This is a genomic window from Duganella rhizosphaerae, assembly GCF_040364205.1.
Classification (GTDB): Bacteria; Pseudomonadota; Gammaproteobacteria; order Burkholderiales; family Burkholderiaceae_D; genus Rugamonas; species Rugamonas rhizosphaerae.
Genome location: NZ_BPWK01000001.1, coordinates 485,477 through 506,218 on the forward strand (window position 1 = coordinate 485,477; position 20,742 = coordinate 506,218).

The 20,742-nt window shown below is 65.0% G+C and carries 18 protein-coding genes and 5 tRNA genes; 12 read left to right on the forward strand and 11 right to left on the reverse strand.

All coding sequences use genetic code 11. The annotated features are described in order from the left end of the window. The first annotated feature begins 73 nt into the window (after positions 1-73). The 7 genes from pgsA to RUGAMON1_RS02265 all read left to right on the forward strand — a co-directional run bounded on the left by pgsA (position 74) and on the right by RUGAMON1_RS02265 (position 3,311). Positions 74-658 (forward strand): CDP-diacylglycerol--glycerol-3-phosphate 3-phosphatidyltransferase, encoded by a 585-nt coding sequence (pgsA, locus tag RUGAMON1_RS02235; RefSeq protein ID WP_445228950.1) that lies wholly within the window; start codon positions 74-76, stop codon positions 656-658. 55 nt (positions 659-713) lie between these two features. After that, a complete protein-coding gene (locus RUGAMON1_RS02240) occupies positions 714-2,678 on the forward strand; it encodes a DUF6351 family protein (protein ID WP_445228951.1) in 1,965 nt (654 codons plus the stop codon). Positions 2,679-2,749: 71 nt separating this feature from the next. Next, positions 2,750-2,825, forward strand: a tRNA-Gly gene (locus tag RUGAMON1_RS02245). Between the two features lie 66 nt (positions 2,826-2,891). Beyond that, a tRNA-Gly gene (locus RUGAMON1_RS02250) sits at positions 2,892-2,967 on the forward strand. A 45-nt stretch (positions 2,968-3,012) separates the two neighbouring features. Then, positions 3,013-3,088 (forward strand) — tRNA-Gly (locus RUGAMON1_RS02255). Between the two features lie 56 nt (positions 3,089-3,144). Then, a tRNA-Cys gene (locus RUGAMON1_RS02260) sits at positions 3,145-3,218 on the forward strand. 17 nt (positions 3,219-3,235) lie between these two features. Then, positions 3,236-3,311 (forward strand) — tRNA-Gly (locus RUGAMON1_RS02265). Positions 3,312-3,348: 37 nt separating this feature from the next. Here the strand turns inward: RUGAMON1_RS02265 and RUGAMON1_RS02270 are convergent. The 4 genes from RUGAMON1_RS02270 to RUGAMON1_RS02285 form a co-directional block, all read right to left on the reverse strand. Continuing rightward, entirely contained in the window at positions 3,349-5,472 is a 2,124-nt protein-coding gene (locus RUGAMON1_RS02270; RefSeq protein WP_445228952.1) for a putative bifunctional diguanylate cyclase/phosphodiesterase, read from the reverse strand. Between the two features lie 40 nt (positions 5,473-5,512). Beyond that, positions 5,513-5,821 (reverse strand): YegP family protein, encoded by a 309-nt coding sequence (locus RUGAMON1_RS02275; RefSeq protein ID WP_445228953.1) that lies wholly within the window; start codon positions 5,819-5,821, stop codon positions 5,513-5,515. Between the two features lie 178 nt (positions 5,822-5,999). Further along, the gene (locus tag RUGAMON1_RS02280; RefSeq protein WP_445228954.1) at positions 6,000-6,527 is read right to left on the reverse strand and encodes a hypothetical protein; all 528 of its coding nucleotides are present in this window, start codon (positions 6,525-6,527) and stop codon (positions 6,000-6,002) included. A 12-nt stretch (positions 6,528-6,539) separates the two neighbouring features. Further along, positions 6,540-6,959: a BON domain-containing protein gene (locus RUGAMON1_RS02285; protein ID WP_445228955.1), complete on the reverse strand. Its 420-nt coding sequence runs from the start codon at positions 6,957-6,959 to the stop codon at positions 6,540-6,542. Positions 6,960-7,236: 277 nt separating this feature from the next. Here RUGAMON1_RS02285 and RUGAMON1_RS02290 point away from each other — a divergent pair, with 277 nt between their 5' ends. Then, the gene (locus tag RUGAMON1_RS02290; RefSeq protein ID WP_445228956.1) at positions 7,237-7,740 is read left to right on the forward strand and encodes a KGG domain-containing protein; all 504 of its coding nucleotides are present in this window, start codon (positions 7,237-7,239) and stop codon (positions 7,738-7,740) included. Positions 7,741-8,042: 302 nt separating this feature from the next. Here the strand turns inward: RUGAMON1_RS02290 and RUGAMON1_RS02295 are convergent, their stop codons facing one another. Continuing rightward, the gene (locus RUGAMON1_RS02295; RefSeq protein ID WP_445228957.1) at positions 8,043-8,549 is read right to left on the reverse strand and encodes a hemerythrin domain-containing protein; all 507 of its coding nucleotides are present in this window, start codon (positions 8,547-8,549) and stop codon (positions 8,043-8,045) included. A gap of 51 nt (positions 8,550-8,600) precedes the next feature. Then, positions 8,601-8,771 carry a hypothetical protein gene (locus RUGAMON1_RS02300; RefSeq protein WP_445228958.1) on the reverse strand — a complete coding sequence of 57 codons (171 nt, stop codon included), beginning with the start codon at positions 8,769-8,771 and terminating at the stop codon, positions 8,601-8,603. A 217-nt stretch (positions 8,772-8,988) separates the two neighbouring features. On the opposite strand from RUGAMON1_RS02300, the gene RUGAMON1_RS02305 reads away from it, so the two are divergent. Together RUGAMON1_RS02305 and RUGAMON1_RS02310 are read left to right on the forward strand one after the other, a co-directional pair. Then, a complete protein-coding gene (locus RUGAMON1_RS02305; RefSeq protein WP_445228959.1) occupies positions 8,989-9,429 on the forward strand; it encodes an FKBP-type peptidyl-prolyl cis-trans isomerase in 441 nt (146 codons plus the stop codon). Between the two features lie 130 nt (positions 9,430-9,559). Next, positions 9,560-10,516, forward strand: coding sequence for a diguanylate cyclase domain-containing protein (locus tag RUGAMON1_RS02310; protein WP_445228960.1), 957 nt, complete (start codon positions 9,560-9,562; stop codon positions 10,514-10,516). Between the two features lie 23 nt (positions 10,517-10,539). Here the strand turns inward: RUGAMON1_RS02310 and RUGAMON1_RS02315 are convergent, their stop codons facing one another. The 5 genes from RUGAMON1_RS02315 to RUGAMON1_RS02335 all read right to left on the reverse strand — a co-directional run bounded on the left by RUGAMON1_RS02315 (position 10,540) and on the right by RUGAMON1_RS02335 (position 16,788). Beyond that, positions 10,540-11,886, reverse strand: a complete 1,347-nt coding sequence (locus RUGAMON1_RS02315; protein ID WP_445228961.1) for an erythromycin esterase family protein — start codon at positions 11,884-11,886, stop codon at positions 10,540-10,542. Beyond that, the gene (locus RUGAMON1_RS02320) at positions 11,883-12,572 is read right to left on the reverse strand and encodes a phosphoribosyltransferase (protein WP_445228962.1); all 690 of its coding nucleotides are present in this window, start codon (positions 12,570-12,572) and stop codon (positions 11,883-11,885) included. Before RUGAMON1_RS02320 ends, RUGAMON1_RS02315 begins: the two co-directional genes overlap by 4 nt. 94 nt (positions 12,573-12,666) lie before the next feature. After that, positions 12,667-13,335: a dienelactone hydrolase family protein gene (locus RUGAMON1_RS02325; RefSeq protein ID WP_445228963.1), complete on the reverse strand. Its 669-nt coding sequence runs from the start codon at positions 13,333-13,335 to the stop codon at positions 12,667-12,669. 123 nt (positions 13,336-13,458) lie between these two features. After that, complete coding sequence (locus RUGAMON1_RS02330) at positions 13,459-15,600, reverse strand: alpha-L-rhamnosidase-related protein (RefSeq protein WP_445228964.1); 2,142 nt, start codon at positions 15,598-15,600, stop codon at positions 13,459-13,461. Between the two features lie 12 nt (positions 15,601-15,612). Beyond that, entirely contained in the window at positions 15,613-16,788 is a 1,176-nt protein-coding gene (locus RUGAMON1_RS02335; protein ID WP_445228965.1) for a glycoside hydrolase family 5 protein, read from the reverse strand. A gap of 286 nt (positions 16,789-17,074) precedes the next feature. Between RUGAMON1_RS02335 and RUGAMON1_RS02340 the strand changes: the two genes are divergently transcribed. Both RUGAMON1_RS02340 and RUGAMON1_RS02345 read left to right on the forward strand, forming a co-directional pair. Further along, positions 17,075-18,655: a GH39 family glycosyl hydrolase gene (locus RUGAMON1_RS02340; RefSeq protein ID WP_445228966.1), complete on the forward strand. Its 1,581-nt coding sequence runs from the start codon at positions 17,075-17,077 to the stop codon at positions 18,653-18,655. A gap of 2 nt (positions 18,656-18,657) precedes the next feature. Further along, on the forward strand, positions 18,658-20,724 hold the full coding sequence (locus tag RUGAMON1_RS02345) for a beta-galactosidase (RefSeq protein WP_445228967.1): 2,067 nt from the start codon (positions 18,658-18,660) through the stop codon (positions 20,722-20,724). Positions 20,725-20,742 lie beyond the last annotated feature (18 nt).

Sequence of the window (20,742 nt, forward strand, 5' to 3'; positions counted from 1 at the left end):
GGTTTAATGTGCTGCGGCAAGGTAGACTAGCGGCGCATTAACAATTTTCACGGCCGCACTAATTTCCGAGCTTATGCCCTTCAATATACCGATACTGTTGACCTGGTTGCGCGTTGCGCTGATTCCGCTGGTGGTAGGCGTCTACTATCTGCCCACCACCGTGCTGCCGGTGGCGGAACAGAACCTGGCGGCCACGCTGGTGTTCATCGTCGCCGCCGTCACCGACTGGTTCGACGGTTTCCTGGCCCGCCGCTGGAACCAGACCTCGGCCTTCGGCGCCTTCCTCGACCCGGTCGCGGACAAGCTGATGGTGGCGGGGGCCTTGCTGGTGCTGGTGCAGCTGGACCGCGCCAACGCCGTGCTGTCGTTCATCATCATCGGCCGCGAGATCGCCATCTCGGCGCTGCGCGAATGGATGGCGCAGATCGGCGCCTCCAAATCGGTGGCGGTCAGCTCGCTGGGCAAGATCAAGACCACCGCGCAGATGACGGCCATCCCGCTGCTGCTGTTCCATGACGTGCTGGTGGGCGCCGTCGACACCCAGTTCTGGGGCTCGCGCCTGCTGGAAGTGGCGGCCGTGCTGACGGTGTGGTCGATGTTCTACTACCTGCGCCTGGCGTGGCCGCTGATCAAGGAAAAAGCGGGCACGCTGAACTAGTAACAAAATGCTATGATCCGGTGAGGCTCACTACACCAGATCAGGAGCACACGCCATGGGCTTTTGGAGATTTCTGGCCGCCTGCGCGGCAACCGCAATCTGCCTGGCAGCGCAGGCGCAACAACAACCCTTCGTCTGCCGCACGCAGGAAGCCGGCCTGGGCCAGCCCAGCGTCGATAACCGCGACGGCATCGGCCACCCCGTGATCGACGAGGCCAGCGGCGCCATCGTCGGCTACAGCCGCAATTGCGGCATCGCCACGCGCATCCAGTACTTCTACCTCGCCGGCAACCGTTTCAAGCCCTTCGATCCCGCCACCGGCTACGCCTCGCCGCCTTCCGACCTCACCACCATCAAGCTCAAAGGGGCGGACGTGCCGTTCGTGGTGCGGGTGGAGGTTGGCACCATCAACCGCTTCGTCTACACCATCGCCATGCTGGCCCCTGCCGAGGCCTGGAACCGCAAACTGGTGTACTGGCTGGGCGGCGGCGTCGGCATCGGCCACCATCAAGGCTTGCCGCTGTGGTTCAAGCCCGGAGGCTTGAGCGGCAACGAGCGCCAGTTGATGGTGCCCATGCTGGAGCGGGGCTACGCCATCGTCAGCTCGACCGGCAATGAGGCCGGCGTCCATTACAACATGCGCCTGGCCGGGCAGACCGCCATGCTGACCAAGGCGCGCTTTGTCGAAGCCTATGGCGCGCCGCTGTTCACCATCGGCCTGGGTGGATCGGGCGGGGCGGTGCAGCAGTACCTGTTCGCGCAAAACCATCCCGCCCTGCTCGATGGCGGCATTCCGCTGCAGTCGTATCCGGACATGATCACGCAGACCATCCCGATCGCGGATTGCCCGCTGCTGAGCCAGTACTTCAAGGACGAGGTGGCGCTCGATCCGGCGTCGCCATGGGCCAGGTGGAGCAATCAAATCGCCATCGAAGGCATGAACGCCAGCGACACCGCCAAACACGCCTGGACCGGCGGCGCCGGCTCGACCGAGTGTATCAACGGCTGGAAGATGGCGATCGTGACGGTGCTGAACCCGCGCTACAAGGACGACCGCTACGACCTGGCCGCGACCTTCTACCGCTATCCCGCCGGCGCGTTCGACAAGGTCAAATGGACGCACTGGAACGATCTGGAAGACGTCTACGGCACCGATGCGCAAGGCTATGCGCCCGTCTCCATCGACAACGAGGGCGTGCAGTACGGCCTGCAGGCGCTGAGGGCAGGGCAGATCGGCATCGACCAATTCCTGCGCCTCAACGCCTGCGTGGGCGGCTGGAAGGAGCAGGCCGACTTCGTGGATTGGCAGGGCAAGGACGACCCCTACGACAGCCGCAACATGCTGCGCAGCGCCACCTGCCGCGATCCGCAGGGCACGCCCGCGGCGCGCCGCAGCGGCAGCGTCGACGCGATGCGCAAGGCCTACGGCTCGGGCCAGGTATTCACCGGCCAGCGCCTGGGCATTCCGATGATCGACCTGCGGCCCTATCTGGAGCCGGAGCTGAACATGCACAACGCCCGGCAGGCCTTCTCGGTGCGGGCCCGCCTGCTTGGCGCCGGCCGCGCCGAGGCCAGGCGCCAGGTGATCTGGTTCACCCGTTCCGAGGCCGACATGCCGGGCAGGGTGCTGGAAGCCTTGTCGACCATGGACCGGGTCTTGGGCGGCGGCCCGGCGCCGGCCGAATTCACCGACCGCTGCATCGATACCGGTGGAGCCGTCATCGCCGCCGGGCCATCCGTCTGGGACGGCATCCTGGACGCCAGGCCGCCGGGCGCCTGTGCCAAGGCCTTCCCGCTGTTTTCCAGCCCGCGCATGGTGGCGGGGGCGTCGATCAAGGGCGACGTCTTCAAGTGCGCGCTGAAGCCCGTGGCGCAGGCGCTGCGGGACGGCGGCTATCCCGCCGACGTGGCTTGGACGGCGCCGCAGCAGGCCTGGCTGCGGCGGATTTTCCCGCATGGCGTCTGCGATTACAGCCAGCCGGACCAGGGGCGGCCGCCGGCTTTGGAGCTGAACCGATAAGATTGGCATCAAGGCCATTGACAGGCGTCATGGATCATCTATAATGCTGGCCTGTTGTTGATGACAGCGACGCGGGAGTAGCTCAGTTGGTAGAGCGCAACCTTGCCAAGGTTGAGGTCGAGAGTTCGAGACTCTTCTCCCGCTCCAAGTTATCAAGAACTAAGTAGCACTGGCAATATTGATCGCTAGCTGCTATGATGTTGGACTCCAAATGCGGGAGTAGCTCAGTTGGTAGAGCGCAACCTTGCCAAGGTTGAGGTCGAGAGTTCGAGACTCTTCTCCCGCTCCAGTTTCTTCGAAGCTGGTTAGCGCAGTAAAAATCAGTAACTCCAATGCGGGAGTAGCTCAGTTGGTAGAGCGCAACCTTGCCAAGGTTGAGGTCGAGAGTTCGAGACTCTTCTCCCGCTCCAGAATTCCGGATCGCAGCGCGTAACCCCGCTGTGCATCTTAGTAAAAAGTTTCCTCTGGCGAGGTAGCAAAGCGGTTATGCAGCGGCCTGCAAAGCCGTCTAGGTCGGTTCGACTCCGATCCTCGCCTCCAGACAATTTGAACTCCAAGCGGGAGTAGCTCAGTTGGTAGAGCGCAACCTTGCCAAGGTTGAGGTCGAGAGTTCGAGACTCTTCTCCCGCTCCAGTATGTAGAAGGGCAGCCGATGTGGCTGCCCTTTTTGCTATGCGCGCCGGCACGCCTCAGCACCCGCTCGCGCTGCTTCCGCGAGCAATAGTTGTTCGAAATCGTCAGGTGTGACGGGGGCCGAGAAATAGTACCCTTGCGCCATATCGCATCCGGCCGTCTTCAGCCAGTCCTTCTGACCGGCTGTTTCCACGCCCTCGGCGATCACTTTCAAGCCCAGCTTGTGGGCCATCGCGATGATGGAATCGACGAACATGCGGCTCTCGGTCTGGTTGGTGACGGCGTGGATGAAGGAGCGGTCGATTTTCAGGTAGTGGACCTTGAACTTCTTCAATTGGCCCATGGCGGCGCAGCCGACGCCGAAATCGTCGATGGCCAGCTCGCCGCCCTCCTGGCGCAGCAATTCCAGCGTGCTCCGCATCGCCGGCGAACTATGGAGCAGCACCTCTTCCTTGATCTCGATCAGCAGGCCGCCGCCGGGCGGCGCGGGCGCTGGTTCCAGCGGCCCCTTGATCATCAATTCGGTCGCCGACTTGTGGATGGAGACCTGGAACGATGCCCCGCTCAAGGCGCACCACTTGTGCGCATGCGCCAGGGCTTCACTATGGACCCATACACCGATTTCACCGATCAGCCCGGTTTCCTCGGCCAGGCCGATGAAGGCCTCGGCCGACATCAGGCCCGAGTCGGGATGCAGCCAGCGCAGCTGCGCCTCGGCCTTGACGATGCGATCCGAGGCGAGGTCGACGATGGGCTGGTAGTGCAGGAACAGGCGGCGATCGGCGAGCGCGTTGCGCAGTTCGTCGATGACCCGCAGGCGGGCCCAGGCGGCGTTGCGCATTTCCAGGGTAAAGAAGCCGAAGCGGTTGCGGCCGGCGGCCTTGGCCGCATACATGGCCTGGTCCGCGTTCTTGAGCAATTCGTCCGGCGTGCCGCCGTCCTGGGGGCACAGCGTGATGCCCATGCTGCCCGACACCTGAACGTCGCTGTCGAGGACGGAAAACGGCTTGGCCAGTTCTGCCAGGATTTGCTGCGCCAGGATTTCGACGTGGGCGGTGCGCGTGACCTCGGTGAGGATCACGGTAAATTCGTCGCCGCCCAGGCGCGCCACCGTGTCGACTTCGCGCACGCAGTGCCGGATGCGCTGCGCCGCCTGCTGCAAGAGCTGGTCGCCGGCGGCATGCCCGAGCCTGTCGTTGACGTCCTTGAAACCGTCCAGATCGATGAACAGCAGCGCGCACGGGACGTCGGCGCGGGCCGAGCGCTTGACTTCGCGCTCCAGGCGGTCACGGAACAGGCGCCGGTTCGGCAAGCCGGTCAGGGAATCGTAGTTGGCGTTGCGCTTGATCCTGTCTTCCATGGCCTTGCGCTCGCTGACGTCGCGCGCGGTGGCCGCGATCGCCTCGAAGTTGCCGGCCTCGTCGAACACGGGGATCAACAACCCTTCATAGGTGGCGGCGATGTCTGATGCCGAGGGGATGCATGGAATGTCGCCCTGATACAGGATCCTGGTGGCGATCAGATGGTCGACCAGGCCCCGCAGTTCTTGCGCGCCGACCGAGCAGATGTCAAACAGGTTCCTGGATATGATCTCGGCGGTGGACATGCCATACAGGCGGGAAAACGACTTGTTTGCGTAGACGATGGCGCCATCGGCCCGGAAGATGAAATGGAGATCGGGCGAGGAGGACAGCAGGGCGTCGAACAGCCGCGTATAGCGGTCTTTTTCATCGGAGAAGCGTCCGATCGATTCGCTCAGCGCCTGGTCGATCGACTCGTTGAAGCGGGTGATATCCTCGGCGTCGCCCGGCTGGACTTCCTGCCTGGCCTTGGTCCACAGCCGCAGCACGCTGGCGCGCAGGGCGCGAAATTCGGCCATCGCGTTATCCAGGCTGAAGCCTGCCATGACGCGTGTGGCGCCATGCATTTCCGCCTCCGTCGTCAACAGCAGGCGTGGCCCGTGGCCAGTGGACTTGGCCAGCTCTTCCTGGGGCGACTGGGGGCGGTCGAGGTCGCTGGCGATGGTATGCAGGATGCCGACCGCGTGATCGCGCAGCGTGCCGATCTCGAGGTTGCGCCCGGCGGATATCTCACCGGCGAATTTTTCCCAGGCGTCGAGGATGGGATCGATATTGGCGCGGATGAAGTCGGAGCGTTTCATGGTGTCGCCGATGGCGCGGGTAGCCGCGCATGAAACCATGTTAGATCAAGGGGATTCCATTTTGTTCAAATGCGCCGGCGGCGTGGCGGACGATGGCGCGCCGGTCTTTGCGATGGCGGTGGTGTTCGTAATGATGGGATGTGCGCGTGACGACGGGCGTCGAGCAGCTTGCGTTGGCCACCGCGCGGATCGCCGCCCTGCAGGCCAATTCGTTGTCATAGCTGGCCGCGCCTACCGCCAGCACGCTGCTGTCGGTATCCAGCAGACGCCAACGCCAGGACTGGACCGTCCGCGGCGTCGTATCTCGATAAAGTTCAAAAAACATGGGTAAGGTCCACAAAAATTTCATGCTACTCCATTCGGAAATCCGCGTACCTGTCGAGCGTGGTCTAGGGGACGGAGCGAGCAAATTCGTTCGGGTGAGGTCGCGCGTTCGAGACGCTCCTCCCGCTCCAGTATGTAAAAGGGCAGCCGATGTGGCTGCCCTGTTTGCATTTGACTTGCGTTACCGCCGCCTGGGTCTTGGTTCAGCTATGCGAAGGCACGCTGGCTTCCGACGTGGATTTGATATCGGTGGCGTTGCCACGCTCGAAGATGTCTTTCGCCAGTTTCTCCTGTTCGGATTTCTCCGTGTGGACGGAGATCAGCACATTGCCGCTGCGGATTTTGCCGTCGTACAGCTTGGCTTCGTATTCCGGAATGCCCATCCCCACCAGGCCGCCGATGATGCCGCCTGTGGCGCCGCCAATGGCTGCGCCACCGAGCGCTGCCATGATCGGGCCGGCGGCGATGAACGGACCGATGCCTGGAATCGCCAGCGAGCCGATGCCGGCCAGCCAGCCGAGCACCGCGCCGGTGCCCATGCCGGCAATGCCGCCGGTCGCCGCGCCTTCCGGCATCTTGGTGTTTTGCTCATGCGCGAAATCGCGGGTGCCGCTTTTATCGGGGAACAGCACGGAAATTTCATTGGCGGAGAACCCGGATTCTTTCAGGTTACTGACGATGTTTTCGGCGTGGGCGTGATCTTGGGCGATGCAATATACAGCTGTATTCATGATGTGCTCCAGTTAGTTGGTTTTGATATCGACTTTATTGTCGACGCTGCTGACGCCGGCCACGGATTTCGCGAGGGCTTCGACCTTGCTCTTCTCGTCTTCGCTTTTCACGGGGCCACGCAGGGTGACGACGCCGCCGCTCGCCAGGATCTTGATGTTATGGGCGTAGACCGATAACGACTTGTCCTTGACGATGGTGCGACGTACCGCTGCCAGCAACTCACGATCGCTCTTGGCGTTCGATTGCGTCTGCGGCGTCTGGGCGGGATCGCCCTTGTCGCGCTGGTTCATTCTGGTGTTGTCCGCGCTCGGGCTGGCTTGGCCTTGGGCGGTTTGAGTTTCGCTGCGGGCGGCCGTTTGCGCCACCGCCCAGCTGGTGCCCAGCATGGATGCCAGCGCCACAATGAGCAGCTTCTTTGATAAACATTTCATATACGCCTCTCGGTGATTCGCTTTCGCGGACCCCGATCATGGTGGGGCTGGGGTACGCCGTCTGTTAAGCGCGTAACACTCGGCGAAGGCGGCGAGCGGATGGGCGATGTTAATTTTCGTGTAGGGAAAAGTATCAATCTTGGCGGGTTGAAATCCTACGTCTGCACCAGACCAGTGCGCACCCTGCCAGCCAGTCCAGCCTTCTATGATGATCTCACCGACGAACTAAACCCAATAGCGCGGCGGTTTCGATCAACCTACTATTCAGGAGTTCATCATGACTGCATCGAATCAAGGCGGTAACAAGACCAGCGACACCAGCAAATCCCAGGCTTCCCCATCCACCGCTTCCAAACAGAGCGGCGAATCCGGCTCGCGCGGCTCGGCCGGCAAGGATGACAAGGACAATGAATCCGGCACCGCCGGCCGTGAGTCGTCGCAGCGCGGCGGCAGCAAGCAATCGGGCGGCGACAGCGATTCGCAGGGCGGCGGCCGCGGCTTCGCGTCGATGGACCCTGAACGCCAGCGTGAGATCGCCGCTGAAGGCGGACGCGCCGCCCACGCCGCCGGCAACGCGCACGAGTTCACGTCGGAAGAAGCGCGCGAAGCCGGCGCGATGAGCCACAAGAACGACGGCAATCAACAGAGCGACAGCGGCGCCGGCGGCTCGCGCGCCGGCGGCAGCCAAGCGTCGAAGCAGGGCGGCAAGGAAGACGACGCGAAAGGCGGGAGCAGGGGTGGCGCGACTGGCGGCTCATCCAGCGGCTCGCGTTCGAAATAAACCCCAGCGCCCGTAGCGCCGTTGTTTGATTCCGCCCGCATCTTGCGGGCGGTTTTGCTATCTATTGCGGAGACCCCCAATGCGCGCCCTTGTCTATGATTCTGCCCACGACGTCAAAATGTCGGTCGGATCAAAATCCCGGACACGCTGGAAGACGAGAAGGTGTTTTTTCTGAGCGGCATACTAGGCGGCCGAGGGCTATAAGATGTTCGACAAGAAGGATGACGCCTGCCGCAAGATCGTCCTGCGGCGGCCGTAGTACTGGAGCCGTCCGGGCCGGCCGCTGCGGGCCGGATGGCTTCTTAGTGACTCACGGGCAGGCCGATTTCTTCCTTGCGGGCCGCAATCGCTTCGCCCAGCGCCATCAAGTCCAGCTTGGCCTTGCGCGCCTTCGGGAACATCTCGGATTCTTCTTCCTTGACGTGGTGCTCGATTTGCTCGGACAACACCTTGATCTTGGCGTCATACAGGTCCTCGCCCGGGCTCATGTTGAGGATCTGGGCGATGAGTTCCTTGACGCACGCGTGCTCAACGGTCGCCTCATCGACCAGGTCGTCGGCATCGCTGGCGGCCTCGCGTACGGCGGTGTAGAAGATTTCTTCCTCGGCGGTCGCATGCTTGGTCAGCTCGAGGCAGATCTGCGTGGCCAGTTTTTTCTTGGCGGCGGTCGAGCGGTCGCTGAGGTTGTCGTACTCCTCGAACAGCGCCTTCACCTTACGGTGGTCGGCGGTCAGCAGCTTGATCGCATCGACCGGCTCGGCGGCCGGGTGCTTGCCTGGGTTTTCAGCTTGGGTAGCGGTGGTTTTCATGTCGAGTGCCTCATGGATGGGGTTGAGGGAGGCCGGGCCTCCCGTTGCCGATTACTTGGATTTGGAGCCCGATGCAGGCTTGGCCGCGGTGCTCTTGTTGGCGGGCGATGCAGACTGGCTGTTGCCGGCGCCGGTGGATTTATTGCCGGCGTTTTTCGCGCCTTTGGCTTCTTCCAATTTGCTGTTGCCACCGTTTTTGCCGGCTTGGGTAGGTTTGCTCATGATGATCTCCAGAAATTTACGTCGCGGTTGGTGGCAGCGTGCGCTGCCGTGATTCATAGTAGTTGAGCTACTATTTTTCTCTGTAGGAGCAATACTCACAGCGGCGTAGGTGTGCGGGTGGTGGCGCGACTTTGAGCGATCAGCCATAATTCGCCGCCATACGGTTTTCATGAGAACCCAAGACCACTCCCTTTTGCCATTTTTACGAAAGCACACGATGAAACAACTGCTGTCCTCCTGCGTTATCGGCCTGACCCTGACTTTCGCCCTGGCGGGCTGCGACCGCGCCAAGGCGCCGGCGCCTGCCGCGGCCAACGCGACGCCATTGCAAAAGATCGACACCCTGGCCGGCGCCGGCAAGGAAGCGGTGGCCGGCGCCACTGCCGTCGTCAACTACACCGGCTGGCTGTACCAGCCGAACGCGCCGTTGCAGCACGGCGCGCAGTTCGACTCCTCGATCGGGCGCGAACCGTTCAGCTTTCCGCTCGGCGCCGGACGCGTCATCCCGGGCTGGGACGAGGGCGTAAAGGGGATGAAAGTCGGCGGCAAGCGCACCTTGATCGTGCCCGCCGCCATGGGCTATGGCGAAAACGGCGCCGGTCCGATCCCGCCGAACGCCACCCTGATCTTCGACGTCGAGTTGCTGGACGTGCGCTGAGCGACTCAGGCCGATCGCCGGCGCGGTGCGCACTGCATGGGATAGCGGTGTGAGGTCGCCACATTTAGTGCACAATGATGGTGCCTCCTGCTCATTCCTCTGCTCATTGCCCTGCTCATTGCCCTGATTCATGACCTCTCCGCATCCAGCCTCCGAAGCCGTCGCCAACACCGATCCGCTCGTTTATCGCACCCTCCTTGAGTCTACCCGCGCCATTCCCTGGCGTATCGACTGGGCCACGATGAGCTTTAGCTATATCGGCCCGCAGATCGAGCAACTGCTGGGCTGGAAACAGTCCAGCTGGCTGTCGGCGAACGACTGGGCGGAGCGTATCCACCAGGAAGACCGCCAGAAGACGGTCGATTTCTGCATCGCCCAGTCGCAAAAGGGCGTGGACCACGAAGCCGACTACCGCGCCCTGACGGCCGACGGCGACTATGTCTGGATCCGTGACGTGGTGCACGTGATGCGGCGCGCCGACGGCAGCGTCGAGGCGCTGGTGGGCTTCATGTTCGACATCACCGAGCGCAAGCAGGCGGAAGACAAGATCCTGCAACTGCAGCGCGAGCTGGAAGTGCTGTCCTACCGCGACAGCCTGACCGGCGTGGCCAACCGCCGCATGTTCGATACCCTCTATCCGGTCGAATGGGCCAAGGCGCACGCCACCGGCGAGCCGCTGTCGCTGGTCGTGATCGACATCGATTACTTCAAGCAGTACAACGACCACTACGGCCATGTGCAGGGCGATGAGTGCCTGCGCCGCGTGGCCCAGGCATTGGACACCTGCGCCAGCCGTTCGCGCGACCTGTGCGCGCGCTTCGGCGGCGAGGAATTCATCCTGCTGTTGCCGGCCACCGACGAGGACGCGGCCCGCAACGTGGCCGAGCGTTGCCGCAAGCTGCTGGAGCACAAGGAAATTCCGCACGCCCGCTCGGGCGTGGGCCGCGTGATTACGGTCAGCATGGGCGTGGGCACCATCGTGCCAGGGGCGCACGACGACCTGAACGTCTTCCTGGACCGGGTCGACCGCCGCCTCTACCAGGCCAAGTCCGCCGGGCGCGACCGGATCTGCGACACAGAGGCTTGATGAAAACGACAAGCGGTGGCTGGCTAGACGCCGACGGGAAAGGTCTCCGGCGCCTCGCCCAGTGTCCACGGCGTCGTCGGATCCAAGGGCGTGAGCGCGCGCGTTTCGTCAAAATGCAGCACCGCGTCAAATTGCTGTGACAGGTGCGCATGGAAATAATGGCTCTGGCGTTCCGTCTCGGGCCGATAGATGACCCCGATGGCCCGCTCCAGCCTTTGCTTCCACAGCGCCTGGTTGGCGTCCGGATGGTTGCGGAACGGCAGCACGAAGCGTGGGATGCCGGTCTGGTGCAGCAGTGTTTCGTAGGCGCCGGGCAGCGCCGGGCGCACCCGCTTGCGTTCGGCTGGGCCATCCCAGTCCGAGGCGGCCGTGACCGTGCCCGAGTAGGTCGTCAAGCCCACCAGCACGGCGCGCTGGCGGTAGCGCTCGCGTGCCAGCTGGCCCAGCGTCCATTCGCCCGAGCGCCCCGTTTCCGTCGCGCGCGCGTCGCCGACGTGCGAGTTGTGGGCCCAGACCGCGATCGGGACCGCGACGCCGGCTTCCGCCGCCAGGTGCTCGGCCAAGGCGTCGAGCGTGCTGGCCATGTGTTGGTCGCGCAAATTCCAGGAGGAAATGTGGCCGCGGAACATGGTGCGGTAATAGCGCTCGGCCTGCATGACCAGGCGCGCGTTTTGCTGGGCATAGAACAGGGCGTCGCGCGCCGTCGGGCCGTCGCGCCGCAGGTAGCCGGCGGCTTTGGCGTTGAGTTCCTGTAATTGCAGCACGACGGCGTCCTCGCAGGAAGGCGAGATGCCGAACGCGGCCGCGTAGCCGTAGCGCTGGCTGTCGGGCTGGAAGTGGTCGAAGCAGGCATAGCGGGCGCGCGCGCGGCGCGCGCCGTCCGGATCGACCTGGTCGAGGTAGCTCAGCACTTCGGCGATCGAAGTGAACAGGCTGTACAGGTCGAGTCCGTAAAATCCGACCGGCGCGGCATGCGGCGGCAGGGAGGCGTTGTAGCCGCGCAGCCATTCGACGAACTCGACCATGACGGTGTTGCGCCACATCCAGGCCGGGAAACGCCGGAAGCCGCTCAGCGCGGCGTTGGCGTCGGCGTCGTCGCTGCGGCCGCAAACGTAGCGATGGACGCGGAAGGCGTCCGGCCAGTCGGCCTCGACGGCGACCGCGCCGAAGCCGTGGTCGACGATCAGGCGCCGGGTGAGGCGGGCCCGCTCCTCATAGAATTCATGGCTGCCGTGGCTGGCCTCGCCGATCAGCGCGAATTGGGCGTCGCCGATCAGCGTCAGCAAGCTGTCGTAGTCGTCGGCGGCGCCGTGCAGCGGCTGGGCCGCTGCCGCGATCAACTCCACCAGTGGCGATTCCGGCGCGCTCATGGCGCGCTCCCGGCGGCGCTGCCGGCCGGCTGCGGCGCCGCGCGCTGGCGCGTCTGCCTGAGCAGCTGCGCCACTTGCTCGTCGCTGACCTGTTCGAAGTCCTGATAGCATTGGCCGACGGAAAGGAAAGGCGAGGGCGTGCGCAGGCAGACCAGTGCATCGACCTCGGCGTTCAGCGTCCGGAACACCTCGTTCGGGGCGACCGGGACGGCGACGATGATTTTCGCCGCCTTCGCCTGGCGCGCGAGCCAGATCGCCATCTGCATGGTGGCGCCGGTGGCGATGCCGTCGTCCACCAGGATCACGATCTTGCCCTCTAGCTGCGGGGCTGGCCGGCCTTCTCGATAGCGCAGTTCACGCCGGGCGATTTCGTCCTGTTCGTGCCTGGCCTCGGCTTCAATCGCGTCCAGCGGCAGGCCCAGCAGCTTGACCTGGCCGGTATTGAGCAGACACTGTCCGTCGCCGGCGATGGCGCCGATCGCGCATTCAGGATAGCCGGGCACGCCCAGTTTGCGCACCAACAAGACGTCCAGCGGCACCGCCAGCGCCCGGGCGATGACCGCGCCCAGCGGCACGCCGCCGCGCGGCAAGGCCAGCACGATGACCTCGGGGCGCCGCGCGTATGCAAGCAGGCGCTGCGCCAACAATTTGCCCGCATGCAAACGGTCTTTGAACAATTTATGCATGAGTGACCTTTGTTATCAACACGACCGGCAGGCCGGCGCTATCGGTCAATGTAAGACGCGCGGCCGCCGATTTGGTTCCCGGCGGCGCCGCCCGTCATGCGCCGCGCCGCGCCGCGTCGGCAAGGTGGCGGGTGAACCAGCGACCGGCGAGCAGCGCGACCTCGTCAAGTTTTCCGGGTTCTTCAAACAGATGGCTGGCGCCGGCTATGATGGCCAGCTCTTTTTCGGCGGGCAGCGCGAGATACGAAATGCGGTTGATGGCGACAACCAGCTCGTCCAGTGCGCCGACGATGAACAGCGTCGGCGCGTGCACCTTGGCCAGCTCGGCCGCACCGGCCAGGTCGGTGCGGCCGCCGCGCAGCGCCAGCGCCGCCACTGCCGCATCCGGCATGGCCGCCAGTCGCAGCGCCGCCGCCGCGCCGGTGCTGGCGCCGAACACGCCCAGTGGCAAGGCCGCGGTGCTGGCCTCCTCGCCCAGCCAATCGGCCCCGCAAGCGAGGCGCCGCGTCAGCAGGGCGATGTCGAAACGCGTATTCGGGTCGAGGTCTTCCAGCGGTGTCAGCAGGTCCATCAGCAGCGTGCCGAAGCCGTCCGCATGCAAGGCGTTGGCAAGCTGCGTATTGCGCGGGCTGAGGCGGCTGCTGCCGCTGCCATGCGCGAACAGGACCATGGCCGCGGGGGCGTCCGGCAGGGCGAGCAGTCCGTCCAGACTGACCGCGCCGCAGCGCACCTTGATTGCCCGCCTGTGTGTCGGTGTATGCATGTCTGACTCCGGTTCAGTTGAGATTCGCTGCGGCTTGTCGATCGCCGCCACGCCACCCTCGCGCTGTCGTGCCCATGGTCCACCGACTATCGGCGCAGGCTTTGATCCGGCTCAAGGTGGCGCTTAGGGCGCCGTGTAATCGACCACGTAGTGCCTGCCGCTTTCGAGCCGCATTTCATAGCCGCCGCTGCCGTCGGCCTGGACCAGGCCATCGGCGCTGCGCGGCGGGCGGCGGCTCTTGAAGCGCAGTACACCGACGCCGCCGGCGGCCGCCACCCTGATCTGGCGCTCGTCCATGGAGACGGTAATGTCGCCGTGCGGCGTCGGCACGCTGCCCTCTATCCACTTCAGTCCGCCCAGATGCGGCTCGACCAGATAGGCCGCATAGCCGGGCTGCGTGGGCCGGACGCCGAGATAGTATTTTCCAAGCAAATAGATCGGGCTCGCCCCCCACGCATGGCACAAGCTCTTACCGAACTGCTTGCCATACATGGCGTAGTGTTCCTGGCCTGTCTTGCCCGGATCGTACTCCTCCCAGAAGCAGCTCGCGCCTTGCTTCAGCATGCCGCCCCAGTAATCCTTGATCTGTCCGGTGACGTAGGCATGCTGGCCGCTTTCGGCCAGCGCGGCCAGCTCGTAGAACCGCATGTATGGCGTGGTGATGTTCAGGACCTTGTCGTTTAACAGCACATTGTTTTTCACCGAGGCCAGCTGCTCCCCGTCGAGGTAGCCGAACAGCAGGGCGAACATATTCGGATAACGCGTCACCAGCGGATTCAACTGCTCGCCGCTGCGGCCGTGGATGAAGACTTTGCGGTCGCGGTCCCAGAAGGTGTCCATGATGCTGGTCTTCAGCTCGGCCGCCAGCGCGCGATAGCGCGTCGCGCCGGCCGCGTCCTGCGCCAGCGTTGCGCTCTCGGCCATCGCTTCCAGGCTGCGCGCCAATAGAATCTGGATCACGGCCAGCTCGCCATCCTTGGGGATGGGCGCCCAGTCGACAAATACCCAGTCGCCCGGCAGCCCCGCCAGCATGCCGCGCGCGTCGCGCCGGCCCAGCACGAACTCCATCAGCGACACCATGCGCGGATACACGCTTTGCACGAAGGCCTGGTCGCCCGTGTAGTGGTAGTACTGCTGGATGCCGATGAACCAGTACAGCGAGTAGTCCATGATCGTGTTGATGTGCATGTCCACCGGATCGGCGCCGCGCAGGGCCCAGGTGGTCCGCTTGACGGCGTCGCCGTCGAAGAAGGCGTAGTAGTTCATCAGATAGGCCTGCGCCGCGTCGCCGGCCCAGACCCAGCGGTCGCGCTTGACGCCGTCGACGAAGAATTCCCGCGTGTTCAACTCCAGCGTGCGGAGAGCCACGTCCCAGATCCGGTTCAACTCGGCATCGGAGCTCTTGAACGTGCCGCGCCGGGTCACGGGCAGGTATTCGTACATCAGGGCGACGTCGGCGATGGAGATCCCTTCGTCCATCAGGACGTTGACGTAGCGCAGCGCGCGCGAGCGGTCGGCGACGAACTCGCCGCCGTTGCCGTCCACCGTGTAGCGGTCCAGGGTTTCGCCGGCGTCGACCGCCAGCGCCTCCTCCCGCGACTCGCCGTAATGCAGGACGATGTTGCCACGGCCGCGCAAGCCCTTCAGCTTCACGAAGCCCACCGTCTCGCGGCCGAAGTCCACCAGCATGGAGCGGGGCGCACGCGTCTGCGCCAGCGCCGGCAGCTCGGTCGTGGCCAGCCGGTAGTCCGACGGCCGCTGATCCGGACCGTCGAAATGCCAGCTCGCCGCATGCACCGGGACGCCGTTGGCCGGCTGGTATTGCGGCGTCGGCCCCACCGTCCAGCCGGCGTCGGATTGTAGCGTCGCGCCCTGCAGATAGATCGCCGGCGGCGCCGCCTGGTTGTACACCTGGACGTTGATCACATGCTGGCCGGCCGGCAGCCGGATCCGGTGCTGGTCGCCCTGGACCGAGCTGCCGTCGATGGCGACGCTGTACTGGCCTTCCGCCGTGACCGCGATCTCCTCGGTCGCGGCGAGGTCGACGCGGCGCGTGAAGTTCATCTGCGGCTGATGGCTGTACAGGCGCCAGAACGGCATGAACAGCGCGTCGCGTTCGACCCGCTGGACTTGCATCCGGTTGCTCAGCCAGATCTCGAAATCGCCGGGATACCATATCCAGGTGGCCCGGCCTGCGGCCGGCGAAGGCAGGGACAGCAGCAGGGCCAGCAGGCCGGCAAGCGCGGCGGCGATGTTTTTTTGCATGTCGTCTGCTTCCTAGCGGCTGGCCTTGACGATCATGGCGATCACGTCGGGGTCCAGCTGGGCGCCGGTGTTGCGGTCGATCATCCCGCCGGTATCCCAGTAGACCGGCACCAGGCCGTGCTGGAAGGCCGACTGCGTGATGTACTGGTCCCAATACTTGCGGTAGGCGTCCATGCCGGGATAATTGCTCTTCATGCCCGCGCCGTACTCGCCCAGGATCACCGGCACGCCCTTGTCGCCGAAGCTGGTCTTCATCTTCTGGAATTCGGCGTCGGCCCACGGCTCGTTGGCCCAGGCCTCGACGGCCGACGGGTCGGCCGCGTTCACGCCCCATTGCCAGATATTGCTGCCGCTGTCGAGCGTGAAATGGTAGGGATCGTAGTAGTGCACCTCCATGAACAGCCGGTTGGCGACGCTGTCGTGCGGCACCGTGTTGAAGGCGGCGGTGTTGTCGATGTTGGTGAAATAGCCCTGGACCACCAGGTGGCGCCTGGCGTTGTTGCCGGCGGTGGCGCGCACTGCGTCGACGAAGGTCTGGTTGAAGCTGTTCTGCACGGCGGCGTATTCGGCCGTCGGCGGGCCCCAGGTGTTGACCTGGCCGACTTCGTTGCTGCCGGCGAACAGCAGGGTGTCGTCATAGTCCTTGAAGGTGCTGGCGATCTGGGTCCAGAACTTGGTCAGCTTGGCGTTGATCGCCGCCTGCTGGTCGTAGGTGGGATGATTCATCCAGCCGCCGTCCCAGTGGATGTTGACGATCGCGTACAGGCCGGCGTTGTGCGCGTAGTCGACCACCTGGCGGATGTGGGCCAGCCAGGCAGGGCTGATGTTGTTGCCGGCGTCGGCGTACTGGCTCCACGACACCGGAATGCGCACGGTCTTGAAGCCGGCCGCCTTGTAGGCGTTCATCAGCGCCTGGGTCGGCACCGGGTTGCCCCATGCGGTTTCGTTGGGCAGGGCTTCCAGCGTGTTGCCCAGGTTGATGCCGGGCGACATCAGCTTCGACAGTTCGGTGCTGGTCAGGTTGCGCATGGCGCCGCGCGCCGAGGTGTCGACCTTGGCCAGCAAGGCGGTCGGCGCGCCGGACGACGAGGCGGACGAGCCGCCGCTGCAGGCGGACACGCCCGCCGCCAGCAGCGCGAAGGATGCGGCGGACGCGACGGACGCGAGTGAACCAAAAGATGATTTCATGAGCTAGGGTCTCCTTTGTTGTTGGGGCTGCATGCGACAGGCCGCCTCAGCCTTGGAGACATGCTGCGCGCCGCGCTATTGGGCGGCAATTGTCAAAAACATCAAAGCGGCACATGAAATTGCCGAAGGCCGGAGGTCGGAGGTCGGGCAGGGCGGCCGGCTTTATGCAAATCACCAAGCGGCTTAACGATATCTTGCAACGCTGCCGTTCCCCGTTTCGGCGAGGCGACGCAGGTGCTAGCATCCGGGCAATAAACAGCACAATATCAACAAGGAGATCATTTCAATGCCGTCTATCCGCCCTGGCTGCCTGGCAGCGCTCGCCTCGATCTGTCTTCAGCTGGCCGCCGCTTCCGCAGCCAACGCCGGCGCGCCGGCGCCGCGCCGCATCGTGCTCGACGCCGCGCAGGCGCTCAAGCCGCTCGACCGCTTTTTCGACCTGTCGGTCGGCTCGGACTATCCGGGCACGCTGCTGCGCGACGACAGCATGGCGCAGTTGCAGACCACGGTCGACGAACTCGGCTTCCGCTACCTGCGCTTCCACGCCATCTTCCACGACGTGCTGGGCACGGTGCGCGTCGTGGACGGCAAGACCGTCTATGACTGGACCAAGCTGGACCAGCTGTACGACCAGATGCTGGCGCGCCACATCAAGCCCTTCGTCGAGCTGGGCTTCACGCCCCAGGCCATGGCGACCTCGGACAACAAGATCTTCTACTGGCAGGGCAACACCTCGCATCCCGACCCGGCCAAATGGAAGGACCTGATCGCCGCCTTCGTGCGCCACGTCGAGCAGCGCTACGGCCAGGAGGAAGTGCGCAGCTGGTTCTTCGAAGTGTGGAACGAGCCCAACCTGGACGGCTTCTGGGAGCGCGCCGACCAGAAGGCGTATTTCGACCTGTACGTCAACACCGCCAACACCATCAAGGCGATCGATCCGGCGCTGCGCGTGGGCGGGCCGTCGACCGCCGGCGCCGCCTGGGTGCCGGAATTCCTCGAGCACGTGGCGCGCAGCGGCGCCGCCGTCGATTTCGTCACCACCCACACCTACGGCGTGGACGGCGGCTTCCTCGATGAAAAAGGCGAGGGCGACACCAAGCTGTCGCCGTCGCCGGACGCCATCATCGGCGACGTGCGGCGCGTGCGCGAGCAGATCTCGGCGTCGAAGTTCCCCAAGCTGCCGCTGTACTTCACCGAGTGGAGCACCAGCTACACGCCGCGCGACCTGGTGCACGATTCCTACATCAGCTCGCCGTACATCCTCAGCAAGCTCAAGGGCACGAAGGGCCTGGTGCAGGGCATGAGCTACTGGACCTACACCGACCTGTTCGAGGAGCCGGGGCCGCCGACCAAGCCGTTCGAAGGCGGCTTCGGCCTGCTCAATCCGCAGGGCATCCGCAAGCCGGCCTACTTCGCCTACAAATACCTGCACGCGCTGAGCGGCAACGAGATCCCGGTCGCCGACGCCCAGGTGATGGCGTCCTCGGACGGCCGCAAGGTGGCCGCGGTGGTGTGGGACTTCCAGCAGCCGGAGCAGAAGGTCAGCAACCGGCCGTTCTACAGCCGCATCGTGCCGGCCTCGCCGGCGGCGCCGCTGGCCGTGCGCATCAGCCATGTGAAGGCCGGCAAGTACCGGCTGCAGGTGCGCCGCAGCGGCTTCCGCGCCAACGACGCCTACTCGGCCTACATCGACATGGGCGCGCCGAAGACGCTGACGCCGGCCCAGGTCGAGCAGCTGCACGCGCTCACCCGCGACCTGCCCGAGACCGACCGCGTGATCAAGGTCGGCAAGAGCGGCGCCGTCGACGTCAACCTGCCGATGCGCAGCAACGATGTCGCGCTGCTCACGCTGACGCGGGAGGACTGAGCATGAGCTACCGTCTCCGCCAGGTTGCGGCCGCCTGCGCGCTGGCGCTGGCCGCGCTCGGCCCCGTGCCGGCCCGCGCGCAGGGCGCGCCCGGCCATCCGGACTGGCCAGGCGCCGGCCAGCTGTTCGTCGGCACCTGCTACCAGCCGGTCGACCGCAGCCGCGCGCAGATCGTGCGCGACATCGCGCTGATGCAGCAGTCCGGCTTCAAGGTGGTGCGCATGGGCGACCTGTCGTGGGACTATTTCGAACCGGCCGAGGGCAAGTTCGAGTTCGCCACCTTCGACTGGATCATGGACCAGATGCATGCCGCCGGCATCCGCGTCATCGTCGACATCGCCGGTCTGCCGGCGCCGCTGTGGCTGCACCACAAATACCCCGGCGTCGACCTGGTCACGCAGCAGGGCACCCACCTCGACGCGGCCGAGCGCTACATGGACAATATCAGCGACCCGGACTACAAGCGCCTGGTGGCCCGCTTCGCCGACCAGCTCACCAAACGCTACGCCCACCATCCGGCGCTGCTGGCGATCGGCTTCGACAACGAGATCGGCAACGGCTTCATGTCGTACTCCGAGGCCGACCGCAAGCGCTTCATCGGCTGGCTCAAGCGGAAGTACGGCGGCATCGCCGCGCTCAACCAGGCCTGGGCCACGCAACGCTGGTCGCGCCGCATCGGCGCCTGGGACGAGGTGCGCCTGCCGTACGCCGACGGCCCCGGCGCCTACGAGCGCCAGATCGACCTGCGCCGCTACTGGTCCGACGTCACCATCGCCACCCTGAAGGACCTGGAGGCGATCCGCAGGAAGAACGTCCCGGACAAGCCGGCCATCTCCAATCTGTGGGACAGCGCCGGCCGCAAGGGCTTCGACTACCTGTCGAGCTACCGCGACTACGCCCACTACGGCGCGATGGGCTTCTATCCCGGTTCGCCGGTCGGCTCCGGCTTCGAGGCGTTGATGATGAAGGGCGGCATGTCGACGCCGATCTGGTTCAACGAATTCACCGCCGGCGGTCCGGGCTACTACGGCACCAAGGGCCGCTCGCGCATGTGGGCGCATTTCGGCCTGCTGCTGGGATCGCAGGCGGTGCTGGCGTGGACCTACAACAGCCACCTGGGCGGCGAGGAGCAGGCGCTGTTCGGCCTGCTCGACCACGACGACCGGCCGTCCTGGAAGCTGGGCGAGTTCGCCACCATCGCGGCCGATTTCGCCAAGCTGCAACAGCTGGGCTTCCCGCGCATGACACAGCCGAAGGTGGCCTTCGCCTACTCGTTCGACAATATGCAGGCCACCAACCCGGCCGGGCCGGACAACACCAACACCGTGCGTCCGTACCTCAGCACGCCGTACCTGACGCAGGCGCACAACGCCTTCGAGCCGCTGTTCAAGGACAATATCGACGTCGCCGTCATCAACATCGCGCACGAAGACCTGAGCCGCTACAGCCTGCTGGTGGTGCCGGGCCTGTACCTGATGGACCAGGCCAGCGCCGACGCCATCCGCAAGTTCGTCGGCGACGGCGGCACGGTGATCATGACCGCGTGGTCGGACAAGGTCAACGAGCACAACCAATGGTTCGACACGCCGCTGCCGGGCCGCCTGACCGACGTGTTCGGCCTGCGCACCAACGAGTTCTACAACGGCGGCACGCTGCTGACCAAGATCGGCGACGAGGAGGTCAAGGGCAGCATCGGCCACTACGAGGTGCTGGAGCCGTCCACCGCGCAGGCGCTGGCGCGCTTCACCAACGTCGACGGCGCGCCGCCGGCCATCACCGTCAACCACTACGGCAAGGGCAGGGCGATCTACGTCGCCACGCCGGCCCAGCCGCAGATCATGCGGCCGCTGTACCGCCAGCTGTACGCCAGCCTGGGCATCGTGCCGGGGCCGAAGACGCCGGACGGGGTCTACGCCCGCACGGTCGAGGGCCGCACGCTGTACGTCAACACCACCGGCGAGGCCAGGGAGGTGGCGATCGACGGCGCCATGACCGGCGTGCTGGGCGGCAAACAGTGGTCCGGCACCTTGCGGCTGGAGCCGCTCGGCGTCGAACTGCTGTCCAAATAATCCGCTGACAGGAAAACC

Coding starts and splice junctions, on each gene's coding strand:
- pgsA (WP_445228950.1), top strand. CDS start 74: ATGCCCTTCAATATACCGATACTGTTGACCTGGTTGCGCGTTGCGCTG.
- RUGAMON1_RS02240 (WP_445228951.1), top strand. CDS start 714: ATGGGCTTTTGGAGATTTCTGGCCGCCTGCGCGGCAACCGCAATCTGC.
- RUGAMON1_RS02270 (WP_445228952.1), bottom strand. CDS start 5,472: ATGAAACGCTCCGACTTCATCCGCGCCAATATCGATCCCATCCTCGAC.
- RUGAMON1_RS02275 (WP_445228953.1), bottom strand. CDS start 5,821: ATGAAATTTTTGTGGACCTTACCCATGTTTTTTGAACTTTATCGAGAT.
- RUGAMON1_RS02280 (WP_445228954.1), bottom strand. CDS start 6,527: ATGAATACAGCTGTATATTGCATCGCCCAAGATCACGCCCACGCCGAA.
- RUGAMON1_RS02285 (WP_445228955.1), bottom strand. CDS start 6,959: ATGAAATGTTTATCAAAGAAGCTGCTCATTGTGGCGCTGGCATCCATG.
- RUGAMON1_RS02290 (WP_445228956.1), top strand. CDS start 7,237: ATGACTGCATCGAATCAAGGCGGTAACAAGACCAGCGACACCAGCAAA.
- RUGAMON1_RS02295 (WP_445228957.1), bottom strand. CDS start 8,549: ATGAAAACCACCGCTACCCAAGCTGAAAACCCAGGCAAGCACCCGGCC.
- RUGAMON1_RS02300 (WP_445228958.1), bottom strand. CDS start 8,771: ATGAGCAAACCTACCCAAGCCGGCAAAAACGGTGGCAACAGCAAATTG.
- RUGAMON1_RS02305 (WP_445228959.1), top strand. CDS start 8,989: ATGAAACAACTGCTGTCCTCCTGCGTTATCGGCCTGACCCTGACTTTC.
- RUGAMON1_RS02310 (WP_445228960.1), top strand. CDS start 9,560: ATGACCTCTCCGCATCCAGCCTCCGAAGCCGTCGCCAACACCGATCCG.
- RUGAMON1_RS02315 (WP_445228961.1), bottom strand. CDS start 11,886: ATGAGCGCGCCGGAATCGCCACTGGTGGAGTTGATCGCGGCAGCGGCC.
- RUGAMON1_RS02320 (WP_445228962.1), bottom strand. CDS start 12,572: ATGCATAAATTGTTCAAAGACCGTTTGCATGCGGGCAAATTGTTGGCG.
- RUGAMON1_RS02325 (WP_445228963.1), bottom strand. CDS start 13,335: ATGCATACACCGACACACAGGCGGGCAATCAAGGTGCGCTGCGGCGCG.
- RUGAMON1_RS02330 (WP_445228964.1), bottom strand. CDS start 15,600: ATGCAAAAAAACATCGCCGCCGCGCTTGCCGGCCTGCTGGCCCTGCTG.
- RUGAMON1_RS02335 (WP_445228965.1), bottom strand. CDS start 16,788: ATGAAATCATCTTTTGGTTCACTCGCGTCCGTCGCGTCCGCCGCATCC.
- RUGAMON1_RS02340 (WP_445228966.1), top strand. CDS start 17,075: ATGCCGTCTATCCGCCCTGGCTGCCTGGCAGCGCTCGCCTCGATCTGT.
- RUGAMON1_RS02345 (WP_445228967.1), top strand. CDS start 18,658: ATGAGCTACCGTCTCCGCCAGGTTGCGGCCGCCTGCGCGCTGGCGCTG.